Below are 25,085 nucleotides of genomic sequence, written 5' to 3' on the forward strand. Positions count from 1 at the left end.
ACCCGGCCACGAGGAGGCGCGCACATGGGACACGACCACGGCGCACCCTCGGCGGCCTCCGGCACGCTCAGCGGCACATACCGCAACCGGCTGCTGTGGACCATCGGCATCAGCGCGTCGATCACCCTCATCCAGGTGGTCGGCGCCCTGCTCTCCGGCAGCCTCGCGCTGCTGGCGGACGCCGCGCACAGCCTCACCGATGCCGTCGGGGTCTCCCTCGCACTCGGCGCGATCACCCTGGCCCAGCGCGCCCCGACCCCGCGCCGCACCTTCGGCTTCTACCGGGTGGAGATCTTCTCGGCGGTCCTGAACGCCCTGCTCCTCGCCGCGATCTTCGTCTGGGTCCTGTACTCGGCGATCCAACGCTTCAGCGAGCCGGTCGAGGTCAAGGGCGGCCTGATGTTCGCGGTCGCGGTGGGCGGACTCGCCGCGAACCTGGTGGGCCTGTGGCTCCTGAAGGACGCCAAGGACAAGAGTCTCAATCTGCGCGGCGCCTACCTGGAGGTGCTCGGCGACGCCCTCGGCTCGGTCGCGGTGATCGTCGGCGGCCTGATCATCCTGTTCACCGGCTGGCAGGCCGCCGACCCGATCGCCTCGATCGTCATCGGCCTCCTGATCGTGCCCCGGACGTACGGGCTGCTGCGGGACGCCCTGCATGTGCTGATGGAGGCGGCCCCGAACGATGTGGACCTCGCGGAGGTCCGCCGCCACCTCCTCGATGAGCCGGGTGTGGTCGCCGTACATGATCTGCACGGTTGGACGGTGACGTCCGGGATGCCTGTGCTCACCGCACATGTGGTGGTGAAGGAGGCCGCGCTGGACGGTGGGTACGGGGAGCTGCTGAGCCGGCTCCAGCGCTGTGTGGGGGACCACTTCGACGTGGCCCACTCCACGATCCAGCTGGAGCCCGAGGGCCACGCCGAGGCCGCCGACTCCCTCCACCGCTGAACGCCCCGCCCCGCCCCGCCGCCCCGTCCCGCCTTGCCCCGCCCGGTATCCGGCCCGATATCAGGCCGGGCACGACCTCAGGGTCACTGAGCGTGAGCGCGGCTCGACGCGCGGGTTCGGGCGCGGCTGTCTAGCCTGTTCGGGGGGCTCCGCTTCCTGGAAGGGTGAGTCCATGAAGGGTGAGTCGAAGCTCGCTCGGCGGGTGATCGCGGCCGGGGCCGGTGCGGCCCTGGCCCTGGTCGGACCCGCCACCGTCACCCGCGCCGCCGGGTCCGGGCCGGACCTCGGGCGGTTCTACGAGCAGAAGATCGGCTGGGAGCCGTGCCAACCGACCGAGGGCCAGACCGGTGAACTCCTCGATTCCGTACGGGACATGGAGTGCAGCACCCTCAGTGTGCCGGTCGACTACGCGAACCCCGGCAAGGGCGCCATCGCGCTCGCCGTGGCCCGTATCAGAAGCACGGCCCACGGCGACGACCGCAAGGGCTCCGTCGTGTTCAACTTCGGCGGCCCCGGCGAATCCGGGGTCGACGGGCTCGCCGCCTTCCGTGATCTGGCGGCCGGCATCGGCAAGCAGTACGACCTGGTGAGCTTCGACCCGCGCGGGGTCGCCCGCAGCGCTCCCGTGCGGTGCGGCGGCGAGGACGAGGTGGACCGGATGGACGGCGGGAGCCAGGACGCGCCGGGCACGGGGGCCGCCGCCGTCGCCGAGGCGAAGCGCATAGCCCAGGCGTGCCGCGCGAAGACCGGCCCGGTGCTCGACCACGTGGGCACCATCAACACCTCCCGCGACATGGACGTGCTGCGCGCGGTACTCGGTGACGGCAAGCTCAACTACCTGGGGATCTCGTACGGGACCCGGCTCGGCGCGGTCTACGCGAGCCAGTTCCCCAAGCGCACCGGCCGGATGGTCCTGGATGCCGTGGACACCCTGCGCGGGACCGCCGAGCAGGACGTGCTCGCGCAGACCAAGGGGTTCCAGCAGGCCCTGGAAGGGTTTTTCGCCGGCTGCGCCCAGCAGAACTGCGAACTCGGCACCACCCCGCAGGAGGTCGCTGCGACCTTCGACAGGGCGGTCGCGAAGCTGGCCGGCGGGCGGACCGTGACGGGCTCCGACAACCAGGACTTCACCGGCGAAGACCTGCACAGCGCCGTGCAGTCCGCCCTCTACAGCCAGGCCTCCTGGCCCACCCTCTCGGCGGGCATCGCCGCCCTCCTCGACGACGACGACCCCACGGTCCTCGCCGCGCTCAACCCGGGCGCCGGTACGGACGACGCGCCCGCGAGCAACTCCGACGAGGCGATGCTCGCGATCAACTGCGCGGACGATCCGGTACGGCCGGCCGACCCGGCGAAGGAGTACGACTCCATGCAGCGTCAACTCACCCAGGAATCACCGTACTTCGGGCCCGGGTCGGCCGCGCGTGCCGTCGCCTGCACGGGGTGGCCGGCGGGAACCGACTACATCCGCCGCATCGACCGCCCCGGAGCGCCCAAGATCCTGGTCGTGGGCGGCAAGGGTGACCCGGCGACGCCGTACCCATGGGCCCGGGACACGGCGAAACAGCTCGGGTCGGGTGTCCTGCTGACCTACGAGGGCGAGGGGCACGGCGCGTATGCCGCCTCGCAGTGCATCCGCGCCAAGGCGGACGCCTTCTTCGCGGCCGGAACCGTGCCGCCGGAGGGTACGAGCTGTCCGGCCGAGCAGCCGGACGAATAGGACGAAGAGCCGGACGAGAGCCGGACGAGCGCCGGACGCGTGGCCACCCGCGTGGCCACCCGCGACAGGGTCTGCGGCAGGCGGGCCGGTTGCGGGCCGGGCGTCCGGAGTTAATTCGCTGGGCCAGGGGTGAGCTGGAAGGGCACAATTGGCGACATATGGATACTCCACACATGCCTTCCGAACCCAAGCCCTCGGCGCCCATGGCGTCGGAGCACATGTCCTCAGACGCCATGTCGGCGGCGTCCGCAGGAACGTCGTCGGGCGGTTCCGGCTGGCGCACCCGGCCCGAGACGTCCGGGGACATCGCCGCGGTCCGGGCCGTGAACCTGGCCGCGTTCCCCACCGGCGCCGAGGCCGACCTGGTCGACGCCCTGCGCGTCGACCAGGCGTGGATCCCCGGGCTCTCGATCGTGACGGAGGGCCCGGCAGGCCCGGCAGGCCCGCGCGGTCCGGAAGACGTGGACGGCATGGACGGCGTGGACGGCTCGCGCGGCCCGATCGTCGGCCACGCCCTGCTCACCCGGTGCCGGGTGGACGGCGCTCCGGCGCTGGCCCTCGCCCCGGTCGCGGTGGCCCCCGAGTACCAGCGCACGGGCGCGGGTTCGGCGGCGGTGCGGGCGGTGCTCGATGCCGCTCGGGAGCTGGGCGAGGACCTGGTCCTGGTGCTCGGCCACCCGGACTACTACCCGCGCTTCGGTTTCACCCCGGCCTCGGCGCTCGGCATCCGGGCCCCCTTCGAGGTGCCCGACGAGGCCATGATGGCACTCCGGCTGCGCCCCGGGGGAGCCCCGGCACCGTCGGGCGTGATCCAGTACCCGGCGCCGTTCGGGGTGTAGGCGTACGGGTGGGGGATGCGGTCAGGTCCGCCGAGGCGCGCCGCCCGCCCGGAACGGCGTGTCCGCAGGACGCCTCAAGGCCCCCAACACCCAGGCGCTGTATTGCTGTTCGGTCACCACATAGACCGGCGTCGTCCCGTCCCGGCACTCCACCACGTGCGAGCCCGGGGCGGGGCGTGGGCCCGGATCGGTCCAGTACGGCGGGCGGACCCGGACCACGGTGAGGGTGCGCGGCACCGGACATCGGGCCAGCAGACCGAAGGGGTCGGGGGTGGAGGCGAGCAGCCCCGGCGCGGCGACCAGATAGCCGAACTCCTCCTGACAGTACGGAACGTCACCGCGAATCGTGCCGGGAAAGCACTCCTCCATGGACGGGGGCAGCGGGGCCACCTTGATGGTGTCGGTGGTGCGGCGACGCCGCCGGTGGGATACGCAGGCGACCCCGCCGAGGACCGGCACGGCCCCGATCGCCGTGAGCAGCACGGCAGTTGGCACCCCGCCGGTGACCCAGGGCGTACCGAAGGCGAAACACGAGATCAGGAGTACCGAGGCGAGTGGCAGGGTGATCCGCCAGGGCTCCCGCGCAGCCGGCGCCGGGGCCGCGGCCGACCCGGCCGACCCGGCGGACTCAACGGGCGCGGCGAACCCGCCGGACTCAACGGGCGCGGCGAACCCGCCGGACTCAACGGGCGCGGCGAACCCGGCGGACTCAACGGGCGCGGCGAACCCGGCGGACTCAACGGGCGCGGCGAACCCAGCGGACCCAACACGCGTGGCGGACCAGGCAGAGTCGACTGTCCCGGAGGAGCCGCCCGCCTCGGCGGGCCCGGTCGCACCGGTGACCCCGGAAAGCCCGATGTGCCCCGCTGTCCGACCGGGCCCCGCTGCCCAACCGTGCCCCGCCGCCCAACCGTGCCCCGCTGCCCCACCGGGCCCCGTCGACCCGACCTGTCCCGCCGCCCCGCAGTGTGGCGCCGCCGCCCCGATGCCCGCCGCCGCCCCGATGGGCCTCGCGGCCCCGGAGGACCCGGTGACACGCAGTGCCTCGCAGTACGCGCCGCGCAGACAGGCCACGGCCACGGAGAGCAGGAAGAGCGCGGCGGCCAGCGGCAGCCGGTAGCCGCCGCGCGGATCCGCAGTCGTGTACTGGCGCAGGCCCCGGAACTCGACGTACCTGATCTCCCCTCGCCAGTACGTGAGTTGAAGGGCGGCGCCGGGTCTGACCAGTGCGAAGACGGGGGCGCGGCCGTCCATCTTGACGCGGTGCGGAGGCGCGGGGACGGCCCGGCCCGGCCGGCGCTTGAGCGGGCCGGCCTTCAGCCGCCCGGGCAGCGCCCCGGGCCCGTCCTGTACGTGGCCGAGGCCCAGCCAGTAGTACGTGGAGCGGTGCTGGTGATCGGCCGCGGTGGAGGTCACCGTGGCCGCGACGGTGTGTCTGCACTTCATGGAGACCTCGGCGACCGGGCAGTCGCCCGCCGCCGCGAACGCCCGCTCCACATCGAGCGCACGGGGCACGGTGACCAGGAGCAGCCAGCCGGCGACGAGCCCGAGCGCGACGGCGATCGCCGTGCGGGCGAGGGCGGCCGATCGGTGACGGGCCGAGGCGAGGAGCGCGTTCATCGCTCGCCGCTCGGGGGCGGGTTCCGTACGACGGAGGCTGACGGGATCATCATCGGGTCATCGTGAACCCATGCGGGCCCGAAGTTCCGCCCCTGGAACGGTGGTTCAGACCATTGGGTCATCGGCGTCCCGCTCCGGCGGAATCGATCAAGCAGTGGTCGCCGCCCCGGCGCACCGTGGCTCGGAACGGTGCGCCGACCTGCGCGGGTTCACCCATAGGTGTGAGCCGGGCAGCACATGAGCCTCTGGCACTTGCGCATCGGCACTCGGTGCCGCGAGGAGGCGGCCGGAGCGCCGGTCGGGGGCGGCGACAACAGACATCGTCGACACCCTGATGTTCCGGGGCGCCCGGTGCGAGAATTCGGTCCACACAAGCCAGCCGTCGACTATGTGCGGATCGACCCGGCACATGCGTTGCCACAGGTGCATCGGTGCATCCCCCACATGCACACCACAGTGGTACTCCCCGACTGCGTACGAGCCGCCGCGAACGGGCATATGCCTATCCGGCGCTCCCGAGTGAAGGTGATGGGGCCATGTCCGCGGACATGAAGGTGCTACTGGTCGACGACCACGAGGACAACCTGTTCGCCATGGAGAGCATCCTCGCGCCGCTCGGCTACCCCCTGGAGCTGGCGACCAGCGGGGACGCCGCCCTCAAGGCCGCGCTGCACGGGGGAATAGCGGTCGCGGTCCTCGATGTCGTGATGCCCGGCGTGAGCGGCCTGGACGTCGCCCGGTACCTGAGCCGCCTCACCCAGACCCAGCTGATCCCCGTCATCCTGGTGACCGGCATGGGCCAGGACAGTGAACTGGCCGCACAGGCACTGCACTTGGGCGTGGCGGATTACCTGATCAAGCCCCTGGACCCCTGGGCGTTACGCATCAAGGTCCAGTACCTCTACCGCACCAGCGCCCTCCTCGCCGCCGGCCCCCGTCAACGAGGCCCCCGCAACCACCCGGCCGAGCCGACGCAGCTCGCTTCCCAACTTCCCGCTCGCAGGCGGCAGTTGCACTCCCCGGAAGCCGTCCGAGTCCCCCGTCAGCCGGACGAACCGCCGCGCTGAGATCCCGGGGGCGTTCGTAGGCGGTGCCTTCCCGGGCGGTGCGTTCCGGGGCGGTGCGTTTCCGGCGGCCCGATTCCGGCCAGTCGGCTGGCCGACCAGCCGACCAGCCGACCAGCCGACCGGTGCAGCCTGGGAAGCGCTCAGGCCGCCGTCAGCGCCGCCAGCGCGCGGTCCATCGCGGCGTTGAACTCTTCCGGCGTCAACGGCAGCCGGGACTTGACGTCCCGACTCCACTGGTCGGCGAGCACCTCGGCGGATCCCGCCTCGACGCCGTCGAGCGCCGCGTCGGCCAGGTCCGACGGTGCCAACTTGTCCACGGGCCAGCCCGCGGCCATGTCGGTGTCGGCCAGGCCGAGGTGCACCGCCGTCACGAGTGTGCCCTGCTCGGCGAGCTCCAGGCGGACGCCGTTGGTCATGGCCCAGGCGGCGCCCTTGGTCAGGTGGTAGGCGTTGGCGCCCTTGCCCCCGAACCACGACATGGCGGAGAGCACGTTGACGATCGCGCCCCCGCCGTTCCTGGCGAGCGTCGGCGCGAACTCCCGGATCATTCCCAGGTGTCCGAACACATTGGTCTCCAGCTCGCGCCGCACCGCGTCCAGCGAACCGGTCACCAGGTCGGTCCCCGTCTGGATCCCCGCGTTGTTGATCAGCAGCGAGACGTCCGGGGCGGCCTCGGCCGCCGCCCGCACGGCCGCGGGATCGGCGATGTCGAGGGGCAGCACCTCGACCCCGGGCAGATCCAGGGTCTCCGGCCGGCGGGCCGTCGCATAGACCTTGCGGGCGCCCCGTTCGAGCAGGCGCTGGGCGAAGGCGCGGCCCAGGCCGCGGTTGGCTCCGGTGACAAGGGCGACTGAGTTGTCGATATCCATGCCCGGTACGCTAAAACCTGACGTTGACGTCAGAGGCAAGCGCGAGGCAAGCGTTGGCCGACAGGGCCTGGGTGGGAGGAATCACCATGACCGCCACAGCGGCCGCGGCCGAGCGGCTGATCCGCATCGGCGAGGTGGCACGGGGGGCCGGCGTCTCGGTACGCGCCGTGCGCTACTACGAGCAGCAGGGGCTGCTCATCGCGGAGCGCAGCCCGTCCGGTCAGCGCCTCTACCGGCAGGACGCCATCGCCCTGATCCGCTTCTTCCAGCAGATGTTCGCCGCCGGCCTGACCAGCCGGAGGATCACGGAACTCCTTCCCTGCTGGGACTCCGGGCACACCGACGCCGAGCAACGAGCCATGCTGCGCGCCGAGCGCGACCGGATCCAGGCCAAGGTCGACGACCTACAGGCTGCCCTGGACCGCCTCGACGAAGTCATCGCGGTCACGGACACCCACCCGTAGGCGCGCGCCGGTTGGGGCGTACGGGACGCTCACATCTCGGCGCGCCCGCCAGGCAGGAGCCGGCTGTCGCGGCTGTCGCGGCTGACGTGACGGTCGTGGCTGCCGTGGTGGCCGGAGCTGGACGTACGGGGGCTTCCGTGGAAGACCTGGCTGGTGTGCCAGGAGCGGTGGGCGGCGGCGATGGGGCGGACGCCCGGCTGGGGGCCGATGAGCGGACGGCCGGCGAGCGCGATGACGTGCTCGCGGGCGGCGGCGCTACGCCCGACGAAGCTCTGCGAGACCAGGATGCGGTGGGCCTCGCCATGGCCTTCGCCGAGACCGAGTACGCCCTTGTCGAACAGCTTGTGGTGCAGCGAGCACAGGCACAGGCCGTTCTCGACCTCGTCCGGTCCGTCGAACGCCCACCAGCGCACATGGGCGGCCTCAAGTCCGACCGGCACCGCGCCGATCCTGCCGTCGTACCCGCAGAAGGCGCACTGGTACTCGTACGCCGTCAGGACCATCTCCCGCATCCGGCGGTCCCGCGGCCTGCGCGCGGCCGTGAGCGGTCCGGTCTCGGCCTCCTCCAGCTCCAGGCCGACGGCATCGCACAGCTCCGCGTGGAGGGAAGGCGGGAAGTTCAGATCGAGCAGTACCCGCGCCATCCGGCCGAGCAGGGACGGCTCCCGCCGCAAGGCATTCCGCAGCTCCGGCGTCAGCCGGCCGGCCGCGCCGGTCGCGCGCAGTTTCCCGACCCCGGTCCCCGGGCTGCCGGGGCCGCGCTCGGTACGCACCTCCCACACGCCGTCACTCACCAGGTGATGGAAGGGATAGGCGGGCGTCGTCCGGTTACCGGGACCGTACTCGGCGAGCAGCCCCCGCAGGTCCTCCTCCACGGCGCTGTACCGCAGCTCGTCATCGGCGTCCCGCTGGAAGCGGCTGAGCGCGTACAGGAACAGCAACGGCTTGTGCGGAGCCCGCGTCCCGCTCCTCGTCCACTGCCTCAACTGCGCGGCGCGCTCGACCCAGTCCATGGTCCGCGATCGTAGTGGCGCCCGTCGCGGGACCCGAGGAACGACGAAGGGCCCCGCAGCGAACTGCGGGGCCCTTCGACGTATTGCCCGGTGAGAGCAATGGCGGAGGATACGAGATTCGAACTCGTGAGGGGTTGCCCCCAACACGCTTTCCAACTGTTCGTCTGGCTGTCCGGCGGGGTTCGTTAGCGTCCTGAACTGCGGCTGAGCCTGCCCGTCAGGGCGCGATGAACGGGCCTGAACGGGCGTGAATGCAACCCGAACTGCAACCCCGGCGGTCAGATGGCAGCCGCCCATCGCTTGATCACGGCGGGTGCGCTGTGAGGAGCCGGCCAGATGTGGAGGTGTAACCGCTCAACGGCCTCGGACGCGTCGAATCCTTCCTGGCCCGGCTGGCGAACGTTGGCCAGATTTGCCCCCGGGGCACGGATCCGCACGAAGCCCTCCTCCTCCGCTTCAGGCACGCTTTCCAACTGTGTGGCGTTCCCTGGACCAACGAACAGGGCCATTCACCTGCGTTTATGGGCGGCTGTTCGTGGGAGCGGTCGCGTTCTTCGGCCTTGTCTGAACCGCCGTGAACCGCGCTCAACGAGACAGGAACTGAGACGGCCTGACACACGGCCAGCCCCCCTTCACCTTCTGAGGGCGATTGCTGAGGTTGCGGTGCCTGGCTGCTGTGCCACAGGATCCAGAAGGGGGGTGACCATGGAACGGCATGAGCTGGGATCGCTGTTGGCCGGTGATGACGAGGCGTGGGTGTTAGCTCTTGCCACCCTCCGCAGCGGCGCCATCTACTGGGTGGGCGACCGAGCACAACCCGCAGGCCAGCATGCCGGAGTCTTCAAGGGCCGACTTCAGCGCATGCGGAAACATGGACTCGAACCTCTTGGGCTGGAACGAGCAGTTCAGCTCGTCCGCGAACATGGCCAGCCCGTGCGCACAGGGCTGATCGACGCTGACGATCGGACATGGACCACGCTGCTCTTCCTCACCGAGGACGGCAGCGCACCAGTGGCCTGCGCCGGCTGGCCGCTGCCGCTGGTTGCCATGAAGCCACCGCTTTAGGAGTTCGATCGCTGCGTGGCACTGCCGGGTAGCCGCCTGGTCACGCTGGCCGTGCCAGACCGCCTAGGAGCGCTGGCGTCCAGCGCCGTTGATGTCACTCATGGATGTCAGAACGGTGCAACGGCGTGTGCTCGCTGGCACGATAGTCCTGTGGTTGACCTGGAGCGCATCAACGCGGAGACCGTGGCGTACTTCCGAGCACTCGATGAGAACGCCACCCTGCGACACCATTTCCACCACGCTGACGAGGAAGGCGGCCTCTGGTACATCGAGGCCGTACCCGACCGCGGCGAGCTGATCGTCATCAAGCAAGCCGAGCTGACGTCGGCCGGCCAGCTTCACCGCTACAGCTGGGAGCACCTCGAGGACGAGCACGGCTTCCTGACAGACCAAGCGATCGACCCTGAAGATGATCCGCTGGAGGCCATCTCGCCCGGAGACTTCCAGCGGGTGTGGAGCCGGTGAGGGTGCTGGACAACCTCTTTAGGAGAGCGGGAGAGTGGGGCCACGCCTGACCTGCACAGATGCTGCGGGAGCTGATCGACACCCCAGAGCCCGACACCGCCCCTCGTTCGCCGTGGTTCCCCGCGCGATCTGGCACGGATGTGGCACGGTCTTCGATGCCGTCTGTCAGTGCCTCGGGACAGCGTCCACCTGCGCGCGGTCGGCTTCCGAGGTGTCCAGCTCTGTAGTGCAGCTGCATCCCTGGCTCTGTCCGGGGGCGGCCCGGTGCAAGCCCGGGACCCAACCGACGGCCAGGCTGCGCCGATGGCCAAGAGTGCCCTGCCAGCGCCGGCCGCGCGCGAACCTTCCTAGCCTATTCGCACGAGGTAACGACTTTGGAAGGCGCGTGCTGCACAAACGTTGGGCCAGTCCAGAGCCCTTCCAGAGTACTAAGGAGGCGGCCCCGGCCACGAATAGCCCTCGCATCGCCACCGACAAAGGAGATCTAAAGTCCGGAGGGGCCCACGCTGGAAAAGCTACAGAGCCCTTCCCTGCGCAATTACGATTTGCTCTGCAGCAAATCGCATCAGAGGTATCTCGCGTGCCAGTTCATCATCGTGCGCGAATGGGGCGTATTTCGGCAGTTCCCCTTCCTTGGCATGCACCAAAGCGTTGCGCACCTTGTAGATTCTCTTTGCGATAGCGTTACGCGCTACTTCTTCGTCGGCCCCGCGAATCGCAGCCTTACTCGCCCCGGCGAATGGCGCGTCACTTTGAGCGTAATAGTCGACCAGGCTGGCATCGTACGCATCGAGATCAGTCGCAAGTCGATCTAGGTTTACGAATCTGTCAAGGACAAGTTTGAGCGAGCGCTGCTCATTCACTCCACCTTCATCCTTTACCTGACGCTGCGCCTTGTTGACGATTCGAATAATCGACTGAATGTCTTTGTCGCGGCGAGTTGAGAAGGATGGGTCCGTAATGCTGGATCGAACCTGCTTCACCAAGTCTTCATTAAATACCTCTACGAAGTAATGCTCGGCGATGTGATAGTAGGCCAAGTATTCCAATAGAGGGATTTCGGCGGCGACCCCCATCAGGTAGTGGTGAACCAGGTCGGTCTCGTAAGTCTTCCTGGGGGCTTCAAGGGCATCGAACTGCGTCCTTCTGACCCGTTGGATGGCTTGCGCTCGAAACACGGGATCGAGCCCGATTCGAGCCGCCATGTCGGTGTTGTAGGCGGCATGAAAAAGGAAGGAGTTGGCCAGTTTCTCGAAGTCTGACCGGACCTTGGTGGAGCTGATGCGCAACGTGGTGACACGCAGCGATTCCCCGACGGCGTCGAATAGTGATTCGGCATCCAGCGGTCGGCGGTTGCTTCTGGTGATGCCGAGATTTGCACGTTCGCTGCCAAGGGATCTGATGCGATTGAGAAGCATTCGATGGCGAGGCGCCCGGAGGAGCAGAGGATTCTTTGCGAATAGACAGAGAAGGTAAGCAGAGAACTCGCGCGAAGGCTTTCCGACCTTGAAGGTGACGGGGTTATCTCCCTGACCGATGAACTCCTTTTCGTCGAAGTATCGATCAAATGCCCCTATGGGGTCGAGTGAAACGAGTGAGAATTCGGCTTCAGTGCCCCATTGAAAATAGCTTTCACTCTTGAGTTTGGCCGAATTCAGGCGGTCGGAGATCTCGGAGATCTCGGGTCCGGTGACTCCTGTAATTGTTTTCTCGTCATCTACCCGGATGGGATCCCGGAGGGTGAAATTACCGTTTCCCTCTTCGTTTATTCGGAATACTCTGCGAAGTCCGGCCGTGATGAGTTCTTCGCTTACCTCAGGGACTTCACTCATTCTTGCTGCTCCAGGTCTAACAAGGGGTGCCATCAACGCTCTGGTCGTACTGAGAAAGGTAGCTACTTGATGCCTCTCCCGGAGAGGTTTCGCAGCTTCGGGTCCAGCTCTTCGTGACACCTGCCCCTGCTCCCATCCCGTCTGCCGTCGACCCACACAACGTGGAGCAGGCGCGGTGCCGGGCGTCCAGGTGGAGCGCGCCACTGTACGAACGACCTGGACGCCCGGTGCCGTGTCTGCTCGGCTCTGCCTGGGTCGATGGCAGACGGGATGGGAGCCCCCACCGACACACCCCACCGGCCGGCACCCGCGTGCGAGCCCCCGCCATCCCGGAGCCTGAGCGCCCCCGCCGGAGGCATCATCTTGAGGTCGTACCCGCGTACCGCCTCGGCCGCATTGCGGGTTCGTCGCCCATCAACCCGAGCTGTCAGGCGTGCGGCCGGCGGCCGGGCTGGAGCGGAGCGTAGACAGGAGCGCAGGCCCGGGCGACGGGCCGCGCGCGCCGCGCCGTGCGTGGCGGGTGCCTTGATGAAGTAGGGAAAGTTCTACCGCGCTGCGATCAGGCTCTTGCCGTCATGGTTCCGTACGTGAGGCCCGTTCCCGTCCAAGGCGTCCAGGAGTCGGATCGCGAAGACCTCGGCCATGCGTTCGCTGACCTCTTCGGACGTGAGCCAGTCGACCGCGGTTGATTCGCTGGACGTACGTTCCGTGCCGCCTGAGGGCTTGCAGCGGAAGACCAGGGCGACGATGCCACGGGTGGTGTTGTTGTAGACCCCGGTGAGCTGGTTCACCTCGACGTGGATGCCGGTCTCCTCGAAGACCTCGCGGGCGACGCTGGCCTCGGGGGTCTCGTCGAGTTCAAGTACGCCGCCGGGGAGTTCCCAAGTGCCCTTGTCCGCGCGGCGGATCGCAAGGAGTCGGCCGTCCTCGCCGGTGACCACTCCGGCCACGGACACAGAGTGGAGCGATCCGGCTGCACGATGCTCGGCACGTCTCGGCACGGCACGGCCACCATGCTCACGGCGGCTGAAGTGGCGCCCCGCGTGGTGATGGAGATTCTCGGGCACTCGCAGATCAGCATCACCATGGACGTGTACACGCACATCGTGCAGGACACCCAGCGCGAGGCCATGAGCCACATGGATCGGCTGCTCAGGAAGCGCCCTGGTCGTGAGTGACCGTGCTCGCTGATGTCAGAAGTGGATGTCAAAGGCCACCTAGGAACGTTCCTAGGTGGCCTTGTCCCTGGTGCCCCCGGCAGGATTCGAACCTGCGACACCCGCTTTAGGAGTTCGATCGGACGGCAGCGCTCTCTTGCGCCCCCACGGCTGCCCGCACCGTGAGGAGCCGGGCCCGACCGCCGCAACCCACCGCCGTTGATGTGGGTTCTGGATGTCAGGCCGACTTCGATGCAGCCTTGGCGGCGATCATCGCGCAGAGCTGGCCGCGGCCTCCAGGGCGAACGAGGCTGATTCGATCGGCGATGCCATCTCTGACCTACAAGATATCCCGTTTTCCTGAGAGCTGGACGATTTCACTTTCAGCATCCATGTCGCTGTTTGCGATTCCGTGCTTAGCAAGGGCTTCGCGCCACTCTTCTTCTGGGCCCATCATGGAATAGCTGGCACCCACAACGGTCCAACCCAGCCGCTTTGGTGGTTTAATTTGACGCCGCTCCCAAAGGTGGGCAACATAATCGGAAGCCTCATCGCTGAGAATATCGAGACCCGTCATGATCATTGAATATGGATCGAGCTCAAGGAAAGAGTCGAAATTCTCTTTCGGGGAGTAGTGGACTGGGCAGAAGAAGCCGCTCTCGCATCGGTATTCATCGCGATGTCGATCGTAATCTTCCATGCATCGTTCGCGTTCGTCGCCGATACATCCCAGGTCATATATATTCTCGTGTGCCGCAATCTTGCGAAAGTCCGGCTGGAGCACCCATCTGATCAGACACAGATCTGAGTACTGCACGAATTTCACAGCCACGAGGTCACGCCTAATCCACCGACGCATTCGCTCTTCGAGCCCCGGTAGGGCGTCAAATTCGACCGCTTCGCGCGCTTCATTCACGGGATAGCGGGCACAGCTTTCCTGTACGTGGCGAATGGCTTCGCGGATTGAGATTCTAAAGAATTCTCTCTTTGGGTTGACGCGATGAGATTGCAGCAAGGAGTGAATTCGTTTCTCGGCACCCTTGGCATCGCTAACTACCTGATCATAGATCACCTCATATTCTTCCGGCACGCCCGTAGCGCGTGAAATTTCCCTGGCGCGTTCGACTGGCCCCCTTCCAGTGCGACCAATCTTCAGAACTCCAGGCATCAAGGAATTGGCGAGGATGTAAATCACGCCGCGGGTGCTCTCGCTCAAACTATCTCCTGGGAATCAAAAGCTTTCGAAATGGTCGGCGACCTTGTCCAACTTCTTTGCGAGGTGGGCCATGGGTCGCTACTGCTCGTAGGTCCAGGCACGACCGGTCTGGCGGTACTGCTCGACGGGGATGGGTTCGGTTCCGGTCCGCATCCGGGCGGTGTAGAGCAGGCCGTCCAGGTGGTCGACCTCGTGGTGGACGAGGCGGGCGATGCCGCGCTGGTAGGTGGTGGTCACCGTTTGACCGTCCAGCGTGGTGGTCTCCACGGTGATCCGTAGCGGCCGGGGGACCAATCCGCGGACGTCGAAGAAGGACAGGCAGCCCTCGAACTGCTCATCCGTCTCGTCCGAGCATTCGGTGATGCGGGGGTTGAGCAGAACGACCGGGGGTGCGGCGGGGTCGGCGGGCCGGACGACGGCAGCGGCCCGGGCGATGCCGATCTGTGGTGCGGCGATGCCCATGCCCTTGGCGAAGGGGTGGACCTGTCCGATGCGCTCCATCGAGGTGAACAGCTTCTCGACGACCTGCTCGGCGGCCTCACGCTCGGTCGGCAGGTCGAAGAGGCGGGCGGGCTCGGCGAGGACGGGGGCGCCGTGCTGCACGACTCCGAGATCACGCATCTGCTCGCTGGGCCGCACCTCGATCACCTGAACTCCCCTTGGCTTGTGTCACGTTCGGGACGGGTCCGAAATCGCCATTCCAGACGGTACCGGGCGTGGAGGGCGGGTGTGGACGTGCTCCAGGAGAAGACGCTTACCCCGTCCTCGTTGCGCCCGATCGGGGCGGTCCGCAAGGGTGCCGCCTCGGCGGTCATGGAGGTCTCGGTGCCCCACACCGTGGGATCGAGTGCGGCGGGGAAAGCGAGTTCGACCTCCAGGTGCTCGGTGGGCAGGCGGACGGCGCGCTGGAACCAGCGGCCCCACTTCTCGTCGCCCGCCGAGTAGGCGTACTCGATCCACACCGACTCGCCCGGGTACAGCGGGTACCGGCCCTGGCCGTTCTCGAAGAGCAGCCAGACTTCCTTGAAGGCGTCGCGGTCGTGCTTAGCCTGCCAGCGCATGTCCTCCCCGCGGCACGTGGCCGTCAGGGCGAGTTCGTCCCAGGTCAGCGGGTGCTCGCGGTAGTGGGCGTTGGAGCGCTCGGGCTCGCCAGGGTAGCGGTCGACGCTGATGCGGATCAGGTAGCGGGTGATCGGCTCGCTGCCGGTGTTCCGCAGCAGTCGGCGCATCGTCAGCCGGTACTGACGCCCGTCGTAGTCCAGGCGTGCGGCGTCGTGCTCGACGACGATGGCCGAGCCCGTCGCGTACGGCTGCTCGGCCCGGCGGGGCGGGGGTGGGGCTGCCGAGGGTGCCGTGCGGGCCTTTGCCGTCTCGAAGTCGAGCCAGCGTTTCCACAGGGCCTTGCCTGCATTCAGGATGTCCTCTGCACGGCGGGCGAAGTCCTCGGTCGGCTTGTGCCGCCCGGATTCGACGTGGCTGACGTAGGACGGGTCGAAGCCCATCCTGCGGGCCAGCTCCCGCTTGGACAGCCCCCGCACCTCACGCCAGTAGGCGACCTCCGCCGCGAACGCCTCGGCGGCCTGCTCAACCGTCGAAGCGTCGTCCCGCGCGTCCATCAAAGCCCCCGCTCTGGCTGCCGGATGAGATGAATGAACCGTGAGTGACCTCGATTCATCATTCTGTCACGCTCCCGCTTGCCGGTTCCCTTCCTTCACCAGCCCGGTTCGAGTTCCGGGCTTCCGTGAGGGAGGGCCCCAGCGATGCGTGTGCTGTACCTGCTCAACGTCTCCAACGCCAGTCGGCTGACCGCCGACTCCGGCTTCACCTTCGCCGACCTGCTCGCCCCGGCCATGGCCGACGCCGGGGCCGAGGTGACCGTGGCCTCCCCGGTCCCGGCCGGCGATGCCCGCGTGCACTTCGCGCCCACCGCCTCGCCGTCCACCAAGTACCGAGCCCGCTTCGACCCTGGCATGGATGCCCTGGTCGCACTGATGCGCGAATGGCGGCCCGAGGTGGTGGTGGCCAATCAGGTAGAGGCCGCCCCCGCAGTGCGGGCCGCGCTGCTGGAGGCCAAGGTGGACGCGCGGATCGCCGGGTACTGCCACTACCTGCCGTTCTCCTTCACCAGCAACGGCATGCTGGAGCTGGACCCGGCGATGAACGGCGGCGGCCTCGGCCGCAGCGTACTGCTGGCCTTCGCGGCTGGTCTCGCGGCCTGCGACCGCGTGCTGGTCCACTCCTCCACCGCTGCCTCGTGGGTCACCGCAGCCGCCGCCCGCACCAGCGTCGAACTCGGCGAGAAACTGCACGTCGTCCCTGCCCCCAGGGACGGGATCCTGGTGCGTGACCCGGCTGACATCACCCCGCCCGGGGGCCGGGCTACCGGCATCTACAACCACCGCCTGTACGCGCACTACGGCACCGCCCGCTTCACCCAGCTCGCCCGCCGCCTCGTCGCCGAGGCCCCGGTGCGGCTCACGGTGATGGACCTGTTCGGCACCCGCAGCCCCGAGCGCATTCGCCTCGACCCCAGCCCCGAGAGGCACCTGGAGGCACTCGCAGCCGTGGACGGCGTCACGGTCGCCTCCGACCAGGATGACCGCGTGCGCTACCGCAACCTGCTGGCCGGCGCCCACTTCGGCATCGCCCCCTTCCGCCCCGGCTGTCCCTGGTCGATGTCGGTGATCGACTGCCAGGCGATGGGCCTGCCCGTGATCGGGCCGCGCACCGGCTGGCTGGCCGAACACATCGACGCAGAGCTGCTCTTCGACACCGACGACCAAGCCGTCCAGATCGCCGAGCGCCTCGCAACCGACCCGGAGTTCTACCTGGTGCACGCCAAGCGCGCGCACGCCTCCACCGCCGACCTCACACCCGCGATGGTTGCCGCCCGCTACCTGGAGGCGATCGCATGACCAGCTTCGACGTGGTCCAGCTCTCCTACGACGAGCCGCTCGCCGACGCCCTGCACACCCGTCTCACCCGCGTGCTGGGCAGCACCACCAAGCGCCTGCACGGAGTGCGCGGAATGCGCCGCGCCTACCGGCTCACCGCCGAACTGGTCGACACCGACCAGTTCTTCCTCGCCGACGGAGACTTCGCCATCGACCCGGAATTCCCCGTCACCACGGTGGAGCCGCTGGCCGAAGGCGTGTCGATGCGAGTCTGGCGAGCCATCAACCCGGTCAACGGCCTCACCTACGGCTACGGCGGACTCAAACTGATCCGGGCCACCGCCCTGCGCGAGATGGGCCAAGCCGTCGACGTACTGGCCGCGCTGCCCGGCCGGGTCGAGTTCAGCCGACGGACAGCCGGAATCACGCTGTTCAACCAGACCCCGTTCCACTCATGGAAGGCGGGCTTCCGCGAGTGCGCGATGCTCGCTCGCGGTAGCGAGTACGGCATGACCGACGCCTCCGCCCGAGAACGCATCACCGCTTGGACGGCCAGCAGGCACGGCGACTTCGCCACCTACGCGGCGGCCGGCGCCCGCGACGGGCTCACCTTTGCCCGCAACGCGGCACGCGATTCCCAGCGCTTCGAGACACTCAACGACCCGTCCTGGCTGTACCAGCACTTCACCGCGCTGCACGGAGAACAGGCGGTCGCCGGATGAGCGCGGGCGACAGGCCGCTCGTGTTGATCGAGCCGTACGCGCACCGCGGGGGCGGGCACCACCAGCGCACGCTGGCCGCGCTCGCCGCCAGCAGGCCCGGCAGCCTCGTCATCGCCCCCGGCGGCCCGCCCGCCGACCTGGCCCTACCCGGGACGCGAGTCGTCTCCGACACCGTCGGCGTACTCGCGGCCGTTCTGGCGGCAGGCGCGCGTGCGGCCGAGCGCGCATCGGCCGCCGGGCGCCGAGCCTTCGCCTCCCGACGGTTGCCGCCCACGGTTCGCAGGTTCCCTCACCAGGTCACCCTCCTCGCCCGCTGCCTGGCCGAGGCGGCGTGTCTCCGTACCGGCCGCCGCCTCGCCCCGGACGCCGCGTCGGTGGTGATCCTCAGCGCGAGCGAAGCCCTCCACGGTGCCGCTGCCCTGCTCGGCGGCACCACGCACCTTCGGTTCGTCCACGAGATGGTCACCACCGAAGACCTCCCGGTGAGACTGCTGGGCCGCATCACCCAGCACGGCGAGAAGCGGGTGATCGCGCTGTACCCGACTACCGCCGTCCACGAGCAGTTCGCTCTGGCCTTCCCGCACCTGCCGGGCCAGGTGCGGACCTTCGCGGTCGACAACGGCCTGCGACTGACCGACGCCGAACGCGCCGGCGCCCGGACCGCCTTCACGATCCCGCAAAACGCGAAGGCGGTGTGCCTGGTCGGCGGCTGGTGGCCGTACAAGGACATCGCCGCCCTCGACGCCGCCCTCGCCCGCCTGACCAACCCGCTACACGTCCTGGTGTGCGGCACCCCGCTGGACGACACCGTGCTCGAACGCTGGCATCAGCTGACCAACGTCCGCCTCCACACGGTGCCCGGACCGGTCGCCGAACCAGTCCTGCGGCTCGTGTACGCCGCCGCCGACGCCGCACTCGTCGCCCGCCGCCCCGACGTGCGCAAGGAATCCGGACTGGTCATGGACGCCGCCCGCCTCGGCGTCCCCCTGATCGTCTCCACCCACGACCCCGTTCTCACCACCCGGCTGGCCGACCAGCCGTGGGCACGGCTCTATAAGGCCGGCGACGCCGATGCCCTTGCCACAGCCCTGGACGGCCTCACCCACGTGGTGCCCGAGCAGCCCGGACTCCAGGCACCCCGCCGCCTCGGCATGCATCCGGCGGACGAGCAAGTCGCCTTCCTCACCGACACGTACACCCGACTGCAGGCCCAGGAGCAGGCATGACCTTCGTACCTCCCGTACTGATCGCGGTCATCGGACCCGTCGAACCGGCCCTGCTCGCCGCGTGGACCTCCCACTACCGCGCACTCGGCATCGATCGCTTCCACGTCGCCTTCCACTTCCCCGACCACGTCCCCAGCCCCTGGCGGCACCAGCTGATCGCGGCCAGCCACGAAGTCGGCATCGTCCCGGCACAGATCAGCACCGGGCCATGGCACGAGCACACGAACAGCCAGCTCCGCGACAGCCTGCGCGAGCAGGCCGGACGCGGTTGGCACCTGCTCGCCGACTCCGACGAGTTCCAGTCCTACCCCGCCCCGCTGGCCGAAGTAGTGGCCCAGGCCGAAGCGACCAGGCAGAACGTGGTCGGCGGGCTGCTGCTCGACCGCGTCTCGAACGACGGCCGCCTGACCCCCTGGCAGCCGGAAATCGGACTGGACCGGACCTACCCGCTCGGCGGCCACGTCACCCACCGGCTCCTCAAAGGCGACCCGCGCAAGATCGTCCTCGCCCAGTCCTCGGTGACCGTGGCGTCCGGCAACCACCGCGCACCGGGACACAAGCCCGATCCGGACTCGCTCGCGTGCGTGCACCACTTCAAGTGGCGCTCCGGCGTTCTGGACGACCTCAGGCGACGGGCCGACCAGTTCACCTCCGGCGCCTGGGCCGAGCACACCCCAGCCGTCCGCAGCGAGGCATCCCGCCTGTTGCAGCACGTCGACCGCTACCGCGGCCGGATCGACGTCGCCGATCCCCGCCTGGCCTTCCGCCGCGTCATCCTCGACCGTCTGCCCAACGGCTGGACCGCCGAAGCCGCCAAGATCGCCACGACCTGGCACCCGCCCACGCATCAGAGCCAGTCCGGCTCCACGATCTCCTCGCCCTCGCTCTGAGGCGCCTCGAAGCGGACGAAGAAGTCGTCCAGGGCCTCCGGCGTCACGACCAGCGCGTTCGCGTCCTCCCGCTCGTTGCGCTTCGCCAGCCTGCGCAGCAGCTCGTCGCGTTCCACCGGGAAGTAGAGCAGCCGCCACCGTCCGCCGGCCGACTCCACCAGCTCCTTCATCGCCTCGCGATCCTTACGCGGCCACAGCCCGTGGTCCCACACCACGTCCCGGCCCTCGGCGACCAGCTCGGCCAGCCGCCGGTGCAGCTCGGCGACGACCGGAGCCTCCTTCTCGAAGTAGGTGTTCTCGGGATAGTCGACGCCGTACCGGCCGTGCCGCTGGTGGAGCACCTCGTCCACCGAAAGCCGCACAGCACCTTCAGGCTCCAGCTTCCGCTGGGCATAGGTGGTCTTCCCCGAGCCGGTGAGCCCCACCAGCAAGAACACCACCGGAGTGCACTCGGCCACCGCCAACTCCCCTCAACATCACCAGCGTTCTCCGGCCAGTCTGCCACCACCCGCCGACCCCCACCCGGTCCCTTGCCGTCACCACCCGAAGGAGCCGCCCATGCCCTCCTCCGTTCTCGCCCGCGCGCTGCGGGCCTACGTCCGCCACGCCCCCGGAACCGTGGGCAAGGCACGGCTCGTCGGCTGCTTCCTCGACGAGCACCTGCGAACCCATCCCGTCCACACCGCCGTCCGGCTGCGGTCCGGTGACGTGGTCACCGTCACCACCAGCGACGTCATCCAGCGCTACCAGTACCTGTTCGGCGAGTGGGAGCCGAACCTGAGCGCCTTCCTGCGCGACCGTCTCCAGCCCGGGGACACCTTCATCGACGTCGGAGCCCACCGCGGCGCGTTCAGCCTCCTCGCCTCCCGTGCAGTCGGCCCCCATGGCCGCGTCGTGGCCATCGAGCCCTCCCCGCAGTTCCACGACGACCTGAGTGCTGCGGCCACCGCCAACCACCGCACCAACATCCAAACTGTCCGTTCCGCCGCCTCCGACACCCCCGGCACGCTGACCCTCTACCTGGAGGACCCCGCCAACCTCGGCCACACCAGCGCCGTACAGCCCCGTCATGTCCACGCGGCCTTCGAGGTGCCCACCGCACCTCTGATCGACCTGGTCAGCCAGGCCGAATTCGCCGCCACCCGGATCATCAAGATCGACGTCGAAGGTGCGGAAGCAGCAGCGATCCGAGGACTTCTGCCCGCCCTCCCACACCTCCGCGACGACGCGGAACTCGTTGTGGAAGTCACCCCCAGGCTCCTGGCCAAGCAGGGCGAGAAAGCGGCCGACGTCATCGACAGCCTGCGCGAGCATGGCTACCACGTCTACACGATCAACAACGACTACGACCCGGCTACCTACCCCCGGACCATGCGCCTACCGCAGCCGCCCGTCCGGTGCACCGAAACCCCGAAGGACTTGACCGACCTGGTCTTCTCCCGCACCGACGCCGATCACCTCACGCTCGGGCGCTGAGCTGAACCCGCACTCTCCGTGGGGTGGGGGCCAGTCTGAGCCTCCTACCTAGACCGTTCGACATCTTCCGGCACGATGACAAGGAGTGGGCACTGATGAACGCCAGCGTCATGAACAGCCGCAACGCGGTCTGTGTGATCGTCCACGACAGCGCCGCCGACATGGTCGCCGCCGTGCTCTACGCCGCCCGCAACTGGTCTCCGCAGCCCGCCTGGACCCTACCCGGCGGCAAGGCCGAACCGGGCGAAGCCCTGGACGAGGCCGCCGCCCGCGAACTCAAGGAGGAGACCGGCCTGCTCGTCGACCCGGCCGGCCTGGTACTCGTTCACGTCATCCACGTAGAACAGGGCTGGGACCAGGCTGGGCAGTTCGTCCTCTTCGTCTTCGCCACCGACACGTGGACCGGTGAACTGACCAACACCGAGCCGGACAAGCACCTGACGGTCCAGTGGGTCACCGCGAACAGCATGCCCGAGCCCGCGTTCCCGACCACCACACAGGCCCTGGCCGCATACCGGGACGGAGGGCCCGCCTTCTCCCGCCACGGGTGGTCGGTCCCCGCGACTTAAAGAGCGGCCTCAAGGCCGGCTGTGCACGCAGGACCAGTTTCTGTGTGCGCCGGCCAACGGAGAACAATGCCCGTGCAGCGCGTGGTCTCCCGATTCGGGAGACCACGCGCTGCGCTTCTGTTCCCCGAGGGAACACCGGACCAGTTCCTTTAGGGAACACGGGGACGTCCAGTCTGGAAACGCTGACCGTGTCCACTGATTGGACATCGGCGCTGTTCCGATTCGGAACACGCCGCGTGTCCCTTTTCGGGACAAGCCCCGTTTCCCGACCCGGGACACGGGGCTTGTCCCGACCCGGGACGCCGTGCGTGTTCAGAGACTGAGCGCAGCGTGGTTCAGGAACTGAACGGCCCTCGGCGGAGAGGCTCACCCTCGGTCGCTGGGCGGGCGGTGCGGTGGTGACTCGTTCTGGGGTTGGGTGTCAGCGCTTGCGGTGCACGGTGTCGGTGGGCCGCTGGATGGCGGGGGGTGTGGTGGTGAGTGGGGTGCGGGTGGTTGTCGCGTGGCGGGTGCGGGTGGTGGCTGCGCGGGTGCGGGCGGCGGTCTGTTGGGCGGTGGTGTGGCGGAGTCGCCAGGTGAGGACTTCGGCGGGGTGGTCGGCGCTGTCGAGTTCTCGTTGTTCGGCTGCGGCTGTGAGTGCGTGGCGAGGTGGGGTGCCGGCGGATTCGGCTTGGGCGAGGGTGGTGGCGAGGGCGGGCCAGGCCGGGTCGGTGAGGATGCGCTGGGCGTGGGCGGGTACGGCTGCCTGGACGACTGCGGCGAGGCGGCGGATCTCGTCCGGTCCGGGGGTGCGGTCGGTGAGGCGGGCGAGTTCGGGGCGGGCGGTGCGCTGGTAGGCGTTCTGCAGGTGGGCGAGGGCCTGCTGGGCGGCGGCGGCCTGCTGTTCGTGGCCGCGCTGCTGGTGCCAGTGGTCCAAAGCGATCAGCACGTAGACGGCGGTGGCCAGTAGGGAGGCCACCGCGGAGCCGTCCTCGCCGCCCACGGCGCGTATCAGTTCTTTGCCTGCCTGTCGTAGGGCGTACGCGCTCTGGTGCTCTGCACGGATCGCTGAGCGGTTCGCACGGCCGAACGCGGCTGCTGCGGCATGTAGTTCTGCTCGCGCTGCCTTCGGGGCGGTGGCGGCGGTGTTGTGGAGCAGTTCGGCGAATGCCGCCGCCTGGGCCTGTACCCGCCGGTCGAACGCTTCCAGGTCCTGCCCGCCTTCTGGGCCGAGGAGGAAGGCGTGGGTGCTGCGCAGTTCGGATTCGGCGCGTCGCCACGCGTCGCTCTTCGTGCCCCGAGTACGGGCGCGGACGGTGGCCGTGACTGCAGTGTCGGTGGGGGCTGGGGCGAAGCGTTCACGCAGGCGGTTGAGGGACAGGTCGGGGGCGAGGCTGGAGCCGGCGTAGTAGACCGGTTCGTTCCTGGCGTCGGTGCCGCCGGGGGCGGCGAGGCTGTAGCCGGTGGTGTCACCGGTCTCGGGGCCGAGCCGTTTCTGGACCTTGATGCCCAGCGCGGTGAGTACCGCGAAGTACTCGTGTTCGTCACGCGCGGCTGCTGCTGCGGCGTAGGCGTGCTCGCGCAGCCACTGCCGGCTGGTCGTCTTGCGGCCCTGACGCTCGGCCTTGGCCACCTCGGCACCGGTGGGCGTCTTGGGTGCGGTGCCGTCACCGGACCTCAGCCGGCGCAGTCCGAGTTCGACTTCGATCTTGCGGCATTCGGCCTGGGCGCGCTGGCCGTCGCGTTTGTTGCGGGGACGGCGGCCGTCCTCGCGGACGCTGGTGGCCATGATGTGGATGTGGTCCTCGGCGTGGCGTACCGCGATCCACCGGCAGCCGGAGTCGTCGCCGTGCGGGGCGATCCCGGTGGCGTGGACGACGCGGCGCGCGACCTCGGCCCATTCGGCGTCGGTGAGGTAGCGGTCGCCGGGGGCTGTGCGGACGGGGCAGTGCCACACGTGCTGCGGCACGTTCTTCCCGGTGCGCTGTCGGCGCAGTTCGACAGGCTGGTCGAGGTAGCGGGCGAGTTCGGTGAGCGCGTCCTGGTGCTCTTCCAGCCGGACGCGGCCGGGATCGGTGATTCCGGGCATGGCGAAGGCGGCGACGATGTGCGGGTCGGTGTGCTCGTCGCGGCGTCCCGGTCCGAAAAGGTAGGAGAGCAGGCCGCGCGTGCGGTCCCCGGTGGAGACATCAGGCACCACGGCGGCCACCACCGTCCACAACCTGCTCCAGCGCGCGACGCGCCAGCCGCGCGGTCTCGTGCAGTTCGTCGAGGACCTGTTCGGCGCGGTCGGGGAGGTCGCCGGTGTGGATCGCGCGGACGATCTGGTTGAGGTTCGTACCGATCCGGTGGAACTCCCGCAGCAGCCTTCCGGACAGGACCATCAGGTCTTGCGTCGCCTGCGGGGAGGGCAGGGCGGGGATGGCGGCGGGGCGCTGGTCGGGCAGGTAGGCGTGGGCGAACGTGAGTGCCGCGTCCATAAGGTAGGCCGAGCGGGAGCGCTTCGCCTCGCGTGCGGCGCGGTCGATGAAGTCGCGCTCCGCCGGTTCCGCCGAGCACGTCAACTGCACGTTCCGTTTGATCCCGGAGCGGGGCCGGTACAGCACGTCGCTCAGCCGCCGCCGGCGCTCGGAGCCGGGAGCGGCGTCGGTGTCGGTAGGGGCGGGGATGTCGTAGGCGGCGATACCGCGGTACGCGAACGCGTCAGCGGTGACGGTTGGTGCGAAGTGCGCGACAGCGTCGGCAGCGGTGGGCTGGTCTTGGTCCTGGTGGAGGTCGCGCTCGGCCTCCACCTTCCCCTGCTCCGAGCCCCGCTGGGCACGGGCCTGGTCCGCCCCCGCCGGGGCGGGTCCGAGCGCGAAGTCCGCATCGCCCCCGGCGATGTGGACTTCGCCCCAGCTCGCTCCGCTGTTGACGGTGGTGCTCTCCGTCGTGTCGCGACGGTGCGAGGGCGCAGTCTGCGGGAGCTGTGCGGGGTGCGTGCGGCGGCCTTTGCGGGAGAACGGGTTGCGGTTCATGGGCGGTGGGTGCTCCAGTGCTGGATCGGGCGCGCTA

General features: G+C 69.0%; 24 protein-coding genes and 1 pseudogene. 14 read left to right on the plus strand and 11 right to left on the minus strand.

Going from position 1 to position 25,085, the window contains the following annotated elements; translation table 11 throughout:
- Nucleotides 1–24 precede the first annotated feature (24 nt).
- The 3 genes from CG740_RS15880 (at nucleotide 25) to CG740_RS15890 (ending at nucleotide 3,507) form a co-directional block, all read left to right on the plus strand.
- A complete protein-coding gene (locus CG740_RS15880; protein ID WP_100575764.1) occupies nucleotides 25–948 on the plus strand; it encodes a cation diffusion facilitator family transporter in 924 nt (307 codons plus the stop codon).
- A 172-nt stretch (nucleotides 949–1,120) separates the two neighbouring features.
- Entirely contained in the window at nucleotides 1,121–2,668 is a 1,548-nt protein-coding gene (locus CG740_RS15885; RefSeq protein WP_100575765.1) for an alpha/beta hydrolase, read from the plus strand.
- Between the two features lie 218 nt (nucleotides 2,669–2,886).
- Nucleotides 2,887–3,507: a GNAT family N-acetyltransferase gene (locus CG740_RS15890; protein ID WP_100575820.1), complete on the plus strand. Its 621-nt coding sequence runs from the start codon at nucleotides 2,887–2,889 to the stop codon at nucleotides 3,505–3,507.
- A gap of 21 nt (nucleotides 3,508–3,528) precedes the next feature.
- Here CG740_RS15890 and CG740_RS15895 read toward each other — a convergent pair whose 3' ends face one another.
- On the minus strand, nucleotides 3,529–5,127 hold the full coding sequence (locus CG740_RS15895) for a hypothetical protein (protein ID WP_100575766.1): 1,599 nt from the start codon (nucleotides 5,125–5,127) through the stop codon (nucleotides 3,529–3,531).
- 536 nt (nucleotides 5,128–5,663) lie between these two features.
- On the opposite strand from CG740_RS15895, the gene CG740_RS15900 reads away from it, so the two are divergent.
- On the plus strand, nucleotides 5,664–6,194 hold the full coding sequence (locus CG740_RS15900) for a response regulator (protein ID WP_100575767.1): 531 nt from the start codon (nucleotides 5,664–5,666) through the stop codon (nucleotides 6,192–6,194).
- 140 nt (nucleotides 6,195–6,334) lie between these two features.
- Here the strand turns inward: CG740_RS15900 and CG740_RS15905 are convergent, their stop codons facing one another.
- Nucleotides 6,335–7,063, minus strand: coding sequence for an SDR family oxidoreductase (locus CG740_RS15905; protein WP_100575768.1), 729 nt, complete (start codon nucleotides 7,061–7,063; stop codon nucleotides 6,335–6,337).
- A gap of 86 nt (nucleotides 7,064–7,149) precedes the next feature.
- Between CG740_RS15905 and CG740_RS15910 the strand changes: the two genes are divergently transcribed.
- Complete coding sequence (locus CG740_RS15910; RefSeq protein ID WP_100575769.1) at nucleotides 7,150–7,527, plus strand: MerR family transcriptional regulator; 378 nt, start codon at nucleotides 7,150–7,152, stop codon at nucleotides 7,525–7,527.
- A gap of 29 nt (nucleotides 7,528–7,556) precedes the next feature.
- Here the strand turns inward: CG740_RS15910 and CG740_RS15915 are convergent, their stop codons facing one another.
- Entirely contained in the window at nucleotides 7,557–8,540 is a 984-nt protein-coding gene (locus CG740_RS15915; RefSeq protein WP_100575770.1) for a phosphorothioated DNA-binding restriction endonuclease, read from the minus strand.
- Between the two features lie 705 nt (nucleotides 8,541–9,245).
- Here CG740_RS15915 and CG740_RS15920 point away from each other — a divergent pair.
- Both CG740_RS15920 and CG740_RS15925 read left to right on the plus strand, forming a co-directional pair.
- Nucleotides 9,246–9,605, plus strand: coding sequence for a hypothetical protein (locus tag CG740_RS15920; RefSeq protein WP_100575821.1), 360 nt, complete (start codon nucleotides 9,246–9,248; stop codon nucleotides 9,603–9,605).
- A 150-nt stretch (nucleotides 9,606–9,755) separates the two neighbouring features.
- A complete protein-coding gene (locus tag CG740_RS15925) occupies nucleotides 9,756–10,070 on the plus strand; it encodes a hypothetical protein (protein ID WP_100575771.1) in 315 nt (104 codons plus the stop codon).
- A 515-nt stretch (nucleotides 10,071–10,585) separates the two neighbouring features.
- Here the strand turns inward: CG740_RS15925 and CG740_RS39665 are convergent.
- Both CG740_RS39665 and CG740_RS15935 read right to left on the minus strand, forming a co-directional pair.
- Nucleotides 10,586–11,902, minus strand: a complete 1,317-nt coding sequence (locus CG740_RS39665) for a hypothetical protein (RefSeq protein WP_153813857.1) — start codon at nucleotides 11,900–11,902, stop codon at nucleotides 10,586–10,588.
- Between the two features lie 545 nt (nucleotides 11,903–12,447).
- Nucleotides 12,448–12,843, minus strand: coding sequence for an NUDIX hydrolase (locus tag CG740_RS15935; protein ID WP_234376286.1), 396 nt, complete (start codon nucleotides 12,841–12,843; stop codon nucleotides 12,448–12,450).
- Between the two features lie 42 nt (nucleotides 12,844–12,885).
- Between CG740_RS15935 and CG740_RS15940 the strand changes: the two are divergent.
- A pseudogene (locus tag CG740_RS15940) lies at nucleotides 12,886–13,080 on the plus strand (tyrosine-type recombinase/integrase); the annotation flags it as partial.
- 319 nt (nucleotides 13,081–13,399) lie between these two features.
- On the opposite strand, the gene CG740_RS15945 reads toward CG740_RS15940, so the two are convergent.
- The 3 genes from CG740_RS15945 to CG740_RS15955 all read right to left on the minus strand — a co-directional run bounded on the left by CG740_RS15945 (nucleotide 13,400) and on the right by CG740_RS15955 (nucleotide 15,891).
- On the minus strand, nucleotides 13,400–14,275 hold the full coding sequence (locus CG740_RS15945) for a GIY-YIG nuclease family protein (RefSeq protein ID WP_100575773.1): 876 nt from the start codon (nucleotides 14,273–14,275) through the stop codon (nucleotides 13,400–13,402).
- 78 nt (nucleotides 14,276–14,353) lie between these two features.
- Nucleotides 14,354–14,923 (minus strand): peptide deformylase, encoded by a 570-nt coding sequence (locus CG740_RS15950; protein ID WP_100575774.1) that lies wholly within the window; start codon nucleotides 14,921–14,923, stop codon nucleotides 14,354–14,356.
- The gene (locus CG740_RS15955) at nucleotides 14,920–15,891 is read right to left on the minus strand and encodes a helix-turn-helix domain-containing protein (protein WP_100575775.1); all 972 of its coding nucleotides are present in this window, start codon (nucleotides 15,889–15,891) and stop codon (nucleotides 14,920–14,922) included. Before CG740_RS15955 ends, CG740_RS15950 begins: the two co-directional genes overlap by 4 nt.
- A gap of 144 nt (nucleotides 15,892–16,035) precedes the next feature.
- On the opposite strand from CG740_RS15955, the gene CG740_RS15960 reads away from it, so the two are divergent.
- From CG740_RS15960 to CG740_RS15975, 4 genes are read left to right on the plus strand one after another with little or no spacing between them, the layout of a single operon-like run.
- The gene (locus CG740_RS15960; protein WP_100575776.1) at nucleotides 16,036–17,190 is read left to right on the plus strand and encodes a glycosyltransferase; all 1,155 of its coding nucleotides are present in this window, start codon (nucleotides 16,036–16,038) and stop codon (nucleotides 17,188–17,190) included.
- On the plus strand, nucleotides 17,187–17,891 hold the full coding sequence (locus CG740_RS15965) for a hypothetical protein (RefSeq protein WP_100575777.1): 705 nt from the start codon (nucleotides 17,187–17,189) through the stop codon (nucleotides 17,889–17,891). The genes CG740_RS15960 and CG740_RS15965 overlap by 4 nt, the downstream gene beginning before the upstream one ends.
- A complete protein-coding gene (locus tag CG740_RS15970) occupies nucleotides 17,888–19,117 on the plus strand; it encodes a hypothetical protein (RefSeq protein ID WP_100575778.1) in 1,230 nt (409 codons plus the stop codon). Before CG740_RS15965 ends, CG740_RS15970 begins: the two co-directional genes overlap by 4 nt.
- Nucleotides 19,114–20,007 (plus strand): hypothetical protein, encoded by an 894-nt coding sequence (locus tag CG740_RS15975; RefSeq protein WP_100575779.1) that lies wholly within the window; start codon nucleotides 19,114–19,116, stop codon nucleotides 20,005–20,007. Before CG740_RS15970 ends, CG740_RS15975 begins: the two co-directional genes overlap by 4 nt.
- Here CG740_RS15975 and CG740_RS15980 read toward each other — a convergent pair.
- Complete coding sequence (locus CG740_RS15980; RefSeq protein ID WP_199846464.1) at nucleotides 19,965–20,465, minus strand: AAA family ATPase; 501 nt, start codon at nucleotides 20,463–20,465, stop codon at nucleotides 19,965–19,967. The genes CG740_RS15975 and CG740_RS15980 overlap by 43 nt on opposite strands.
- Before the next feature lie 100 nt (nucleotides 20,466–20,565).
- On the opposite strand from CG740_RS15980, the gene CG740_RS15985 reads away from it, so the two are divergent.
- Together CG740_RS15985 and CG740_RS15990 are read left to right on the plus strand one after the other, a co-directional pair.
- Complete coding sequence (locus CG740_RS15985) at nucleotides 20,566–21,483, plus strand: FkbM family methyltransferase (protein WP_100575780.1); 918 nt, start codon at nucleotides 20,566–20,568, stop codon at nucleotides 21,481–21,483.
- A gap of 95 nt (nucleotides 21,484–21,578) precedes the next feature.
- Nucleotides 21,579–22,052: an NUDIX domain-containing protein gene (locus CG740_RS15990; RefSeq protein WP_234376277.1), complete on the plus strand. Its 474-nt coding sequence runs from the start codon at nucleotides 21,579–21,581 to the stop codon at nucleotides 22,050–22,052.
- A 421-nt stretch (nucleotides 22,053–22,473) separates the two neighbouring features.
- On the opposite strand, the gene CG740_RS15995 is transcribed toward CG740_RS15990, so the two are convergent.
- Both CG740_RS15995 and mobC read right to left on the minus strand, forming a co-directional pair.
- Nucleotides 22,474–24,231, minus strand: coding sequence for a relaxase/mobilization nuclease domain-containing protein (locus CG740_RS15995; RefSeq protein ID WP_100575825.1), 1,758 nt, complete (start codon nucleotides 24,229–24,231; stop codon nucleotides 22,474–22,476).
- Complete coding sequence (gene mobC, locus CG740_RS16000) at nucleotides 24,221–25,048, minus strand: plasmid mobilization relaxosome protein MobC (RefSeq protein WP_100575781.1); 828 nt, start codon at nucleotides 25,046–25,048, stop codon at nucleotides 24,221–24,223. Before mobC ends, CG740_RS15995 begins: the two co-directional genes overlap by 11 nt.
- Nucleotides 25,049–25,085: the final 37 nt, after the last annotated feature.

It is taken from the genome of Streptomyces sp. CB01201 (genome assembly GCF_002803085.1).
GTDB lineage: Bacteria > Actinomycetota > Actinomycetes > Streptomycetales > Streptomycetaceae > Streptomyces > Streptomyces hundungensis.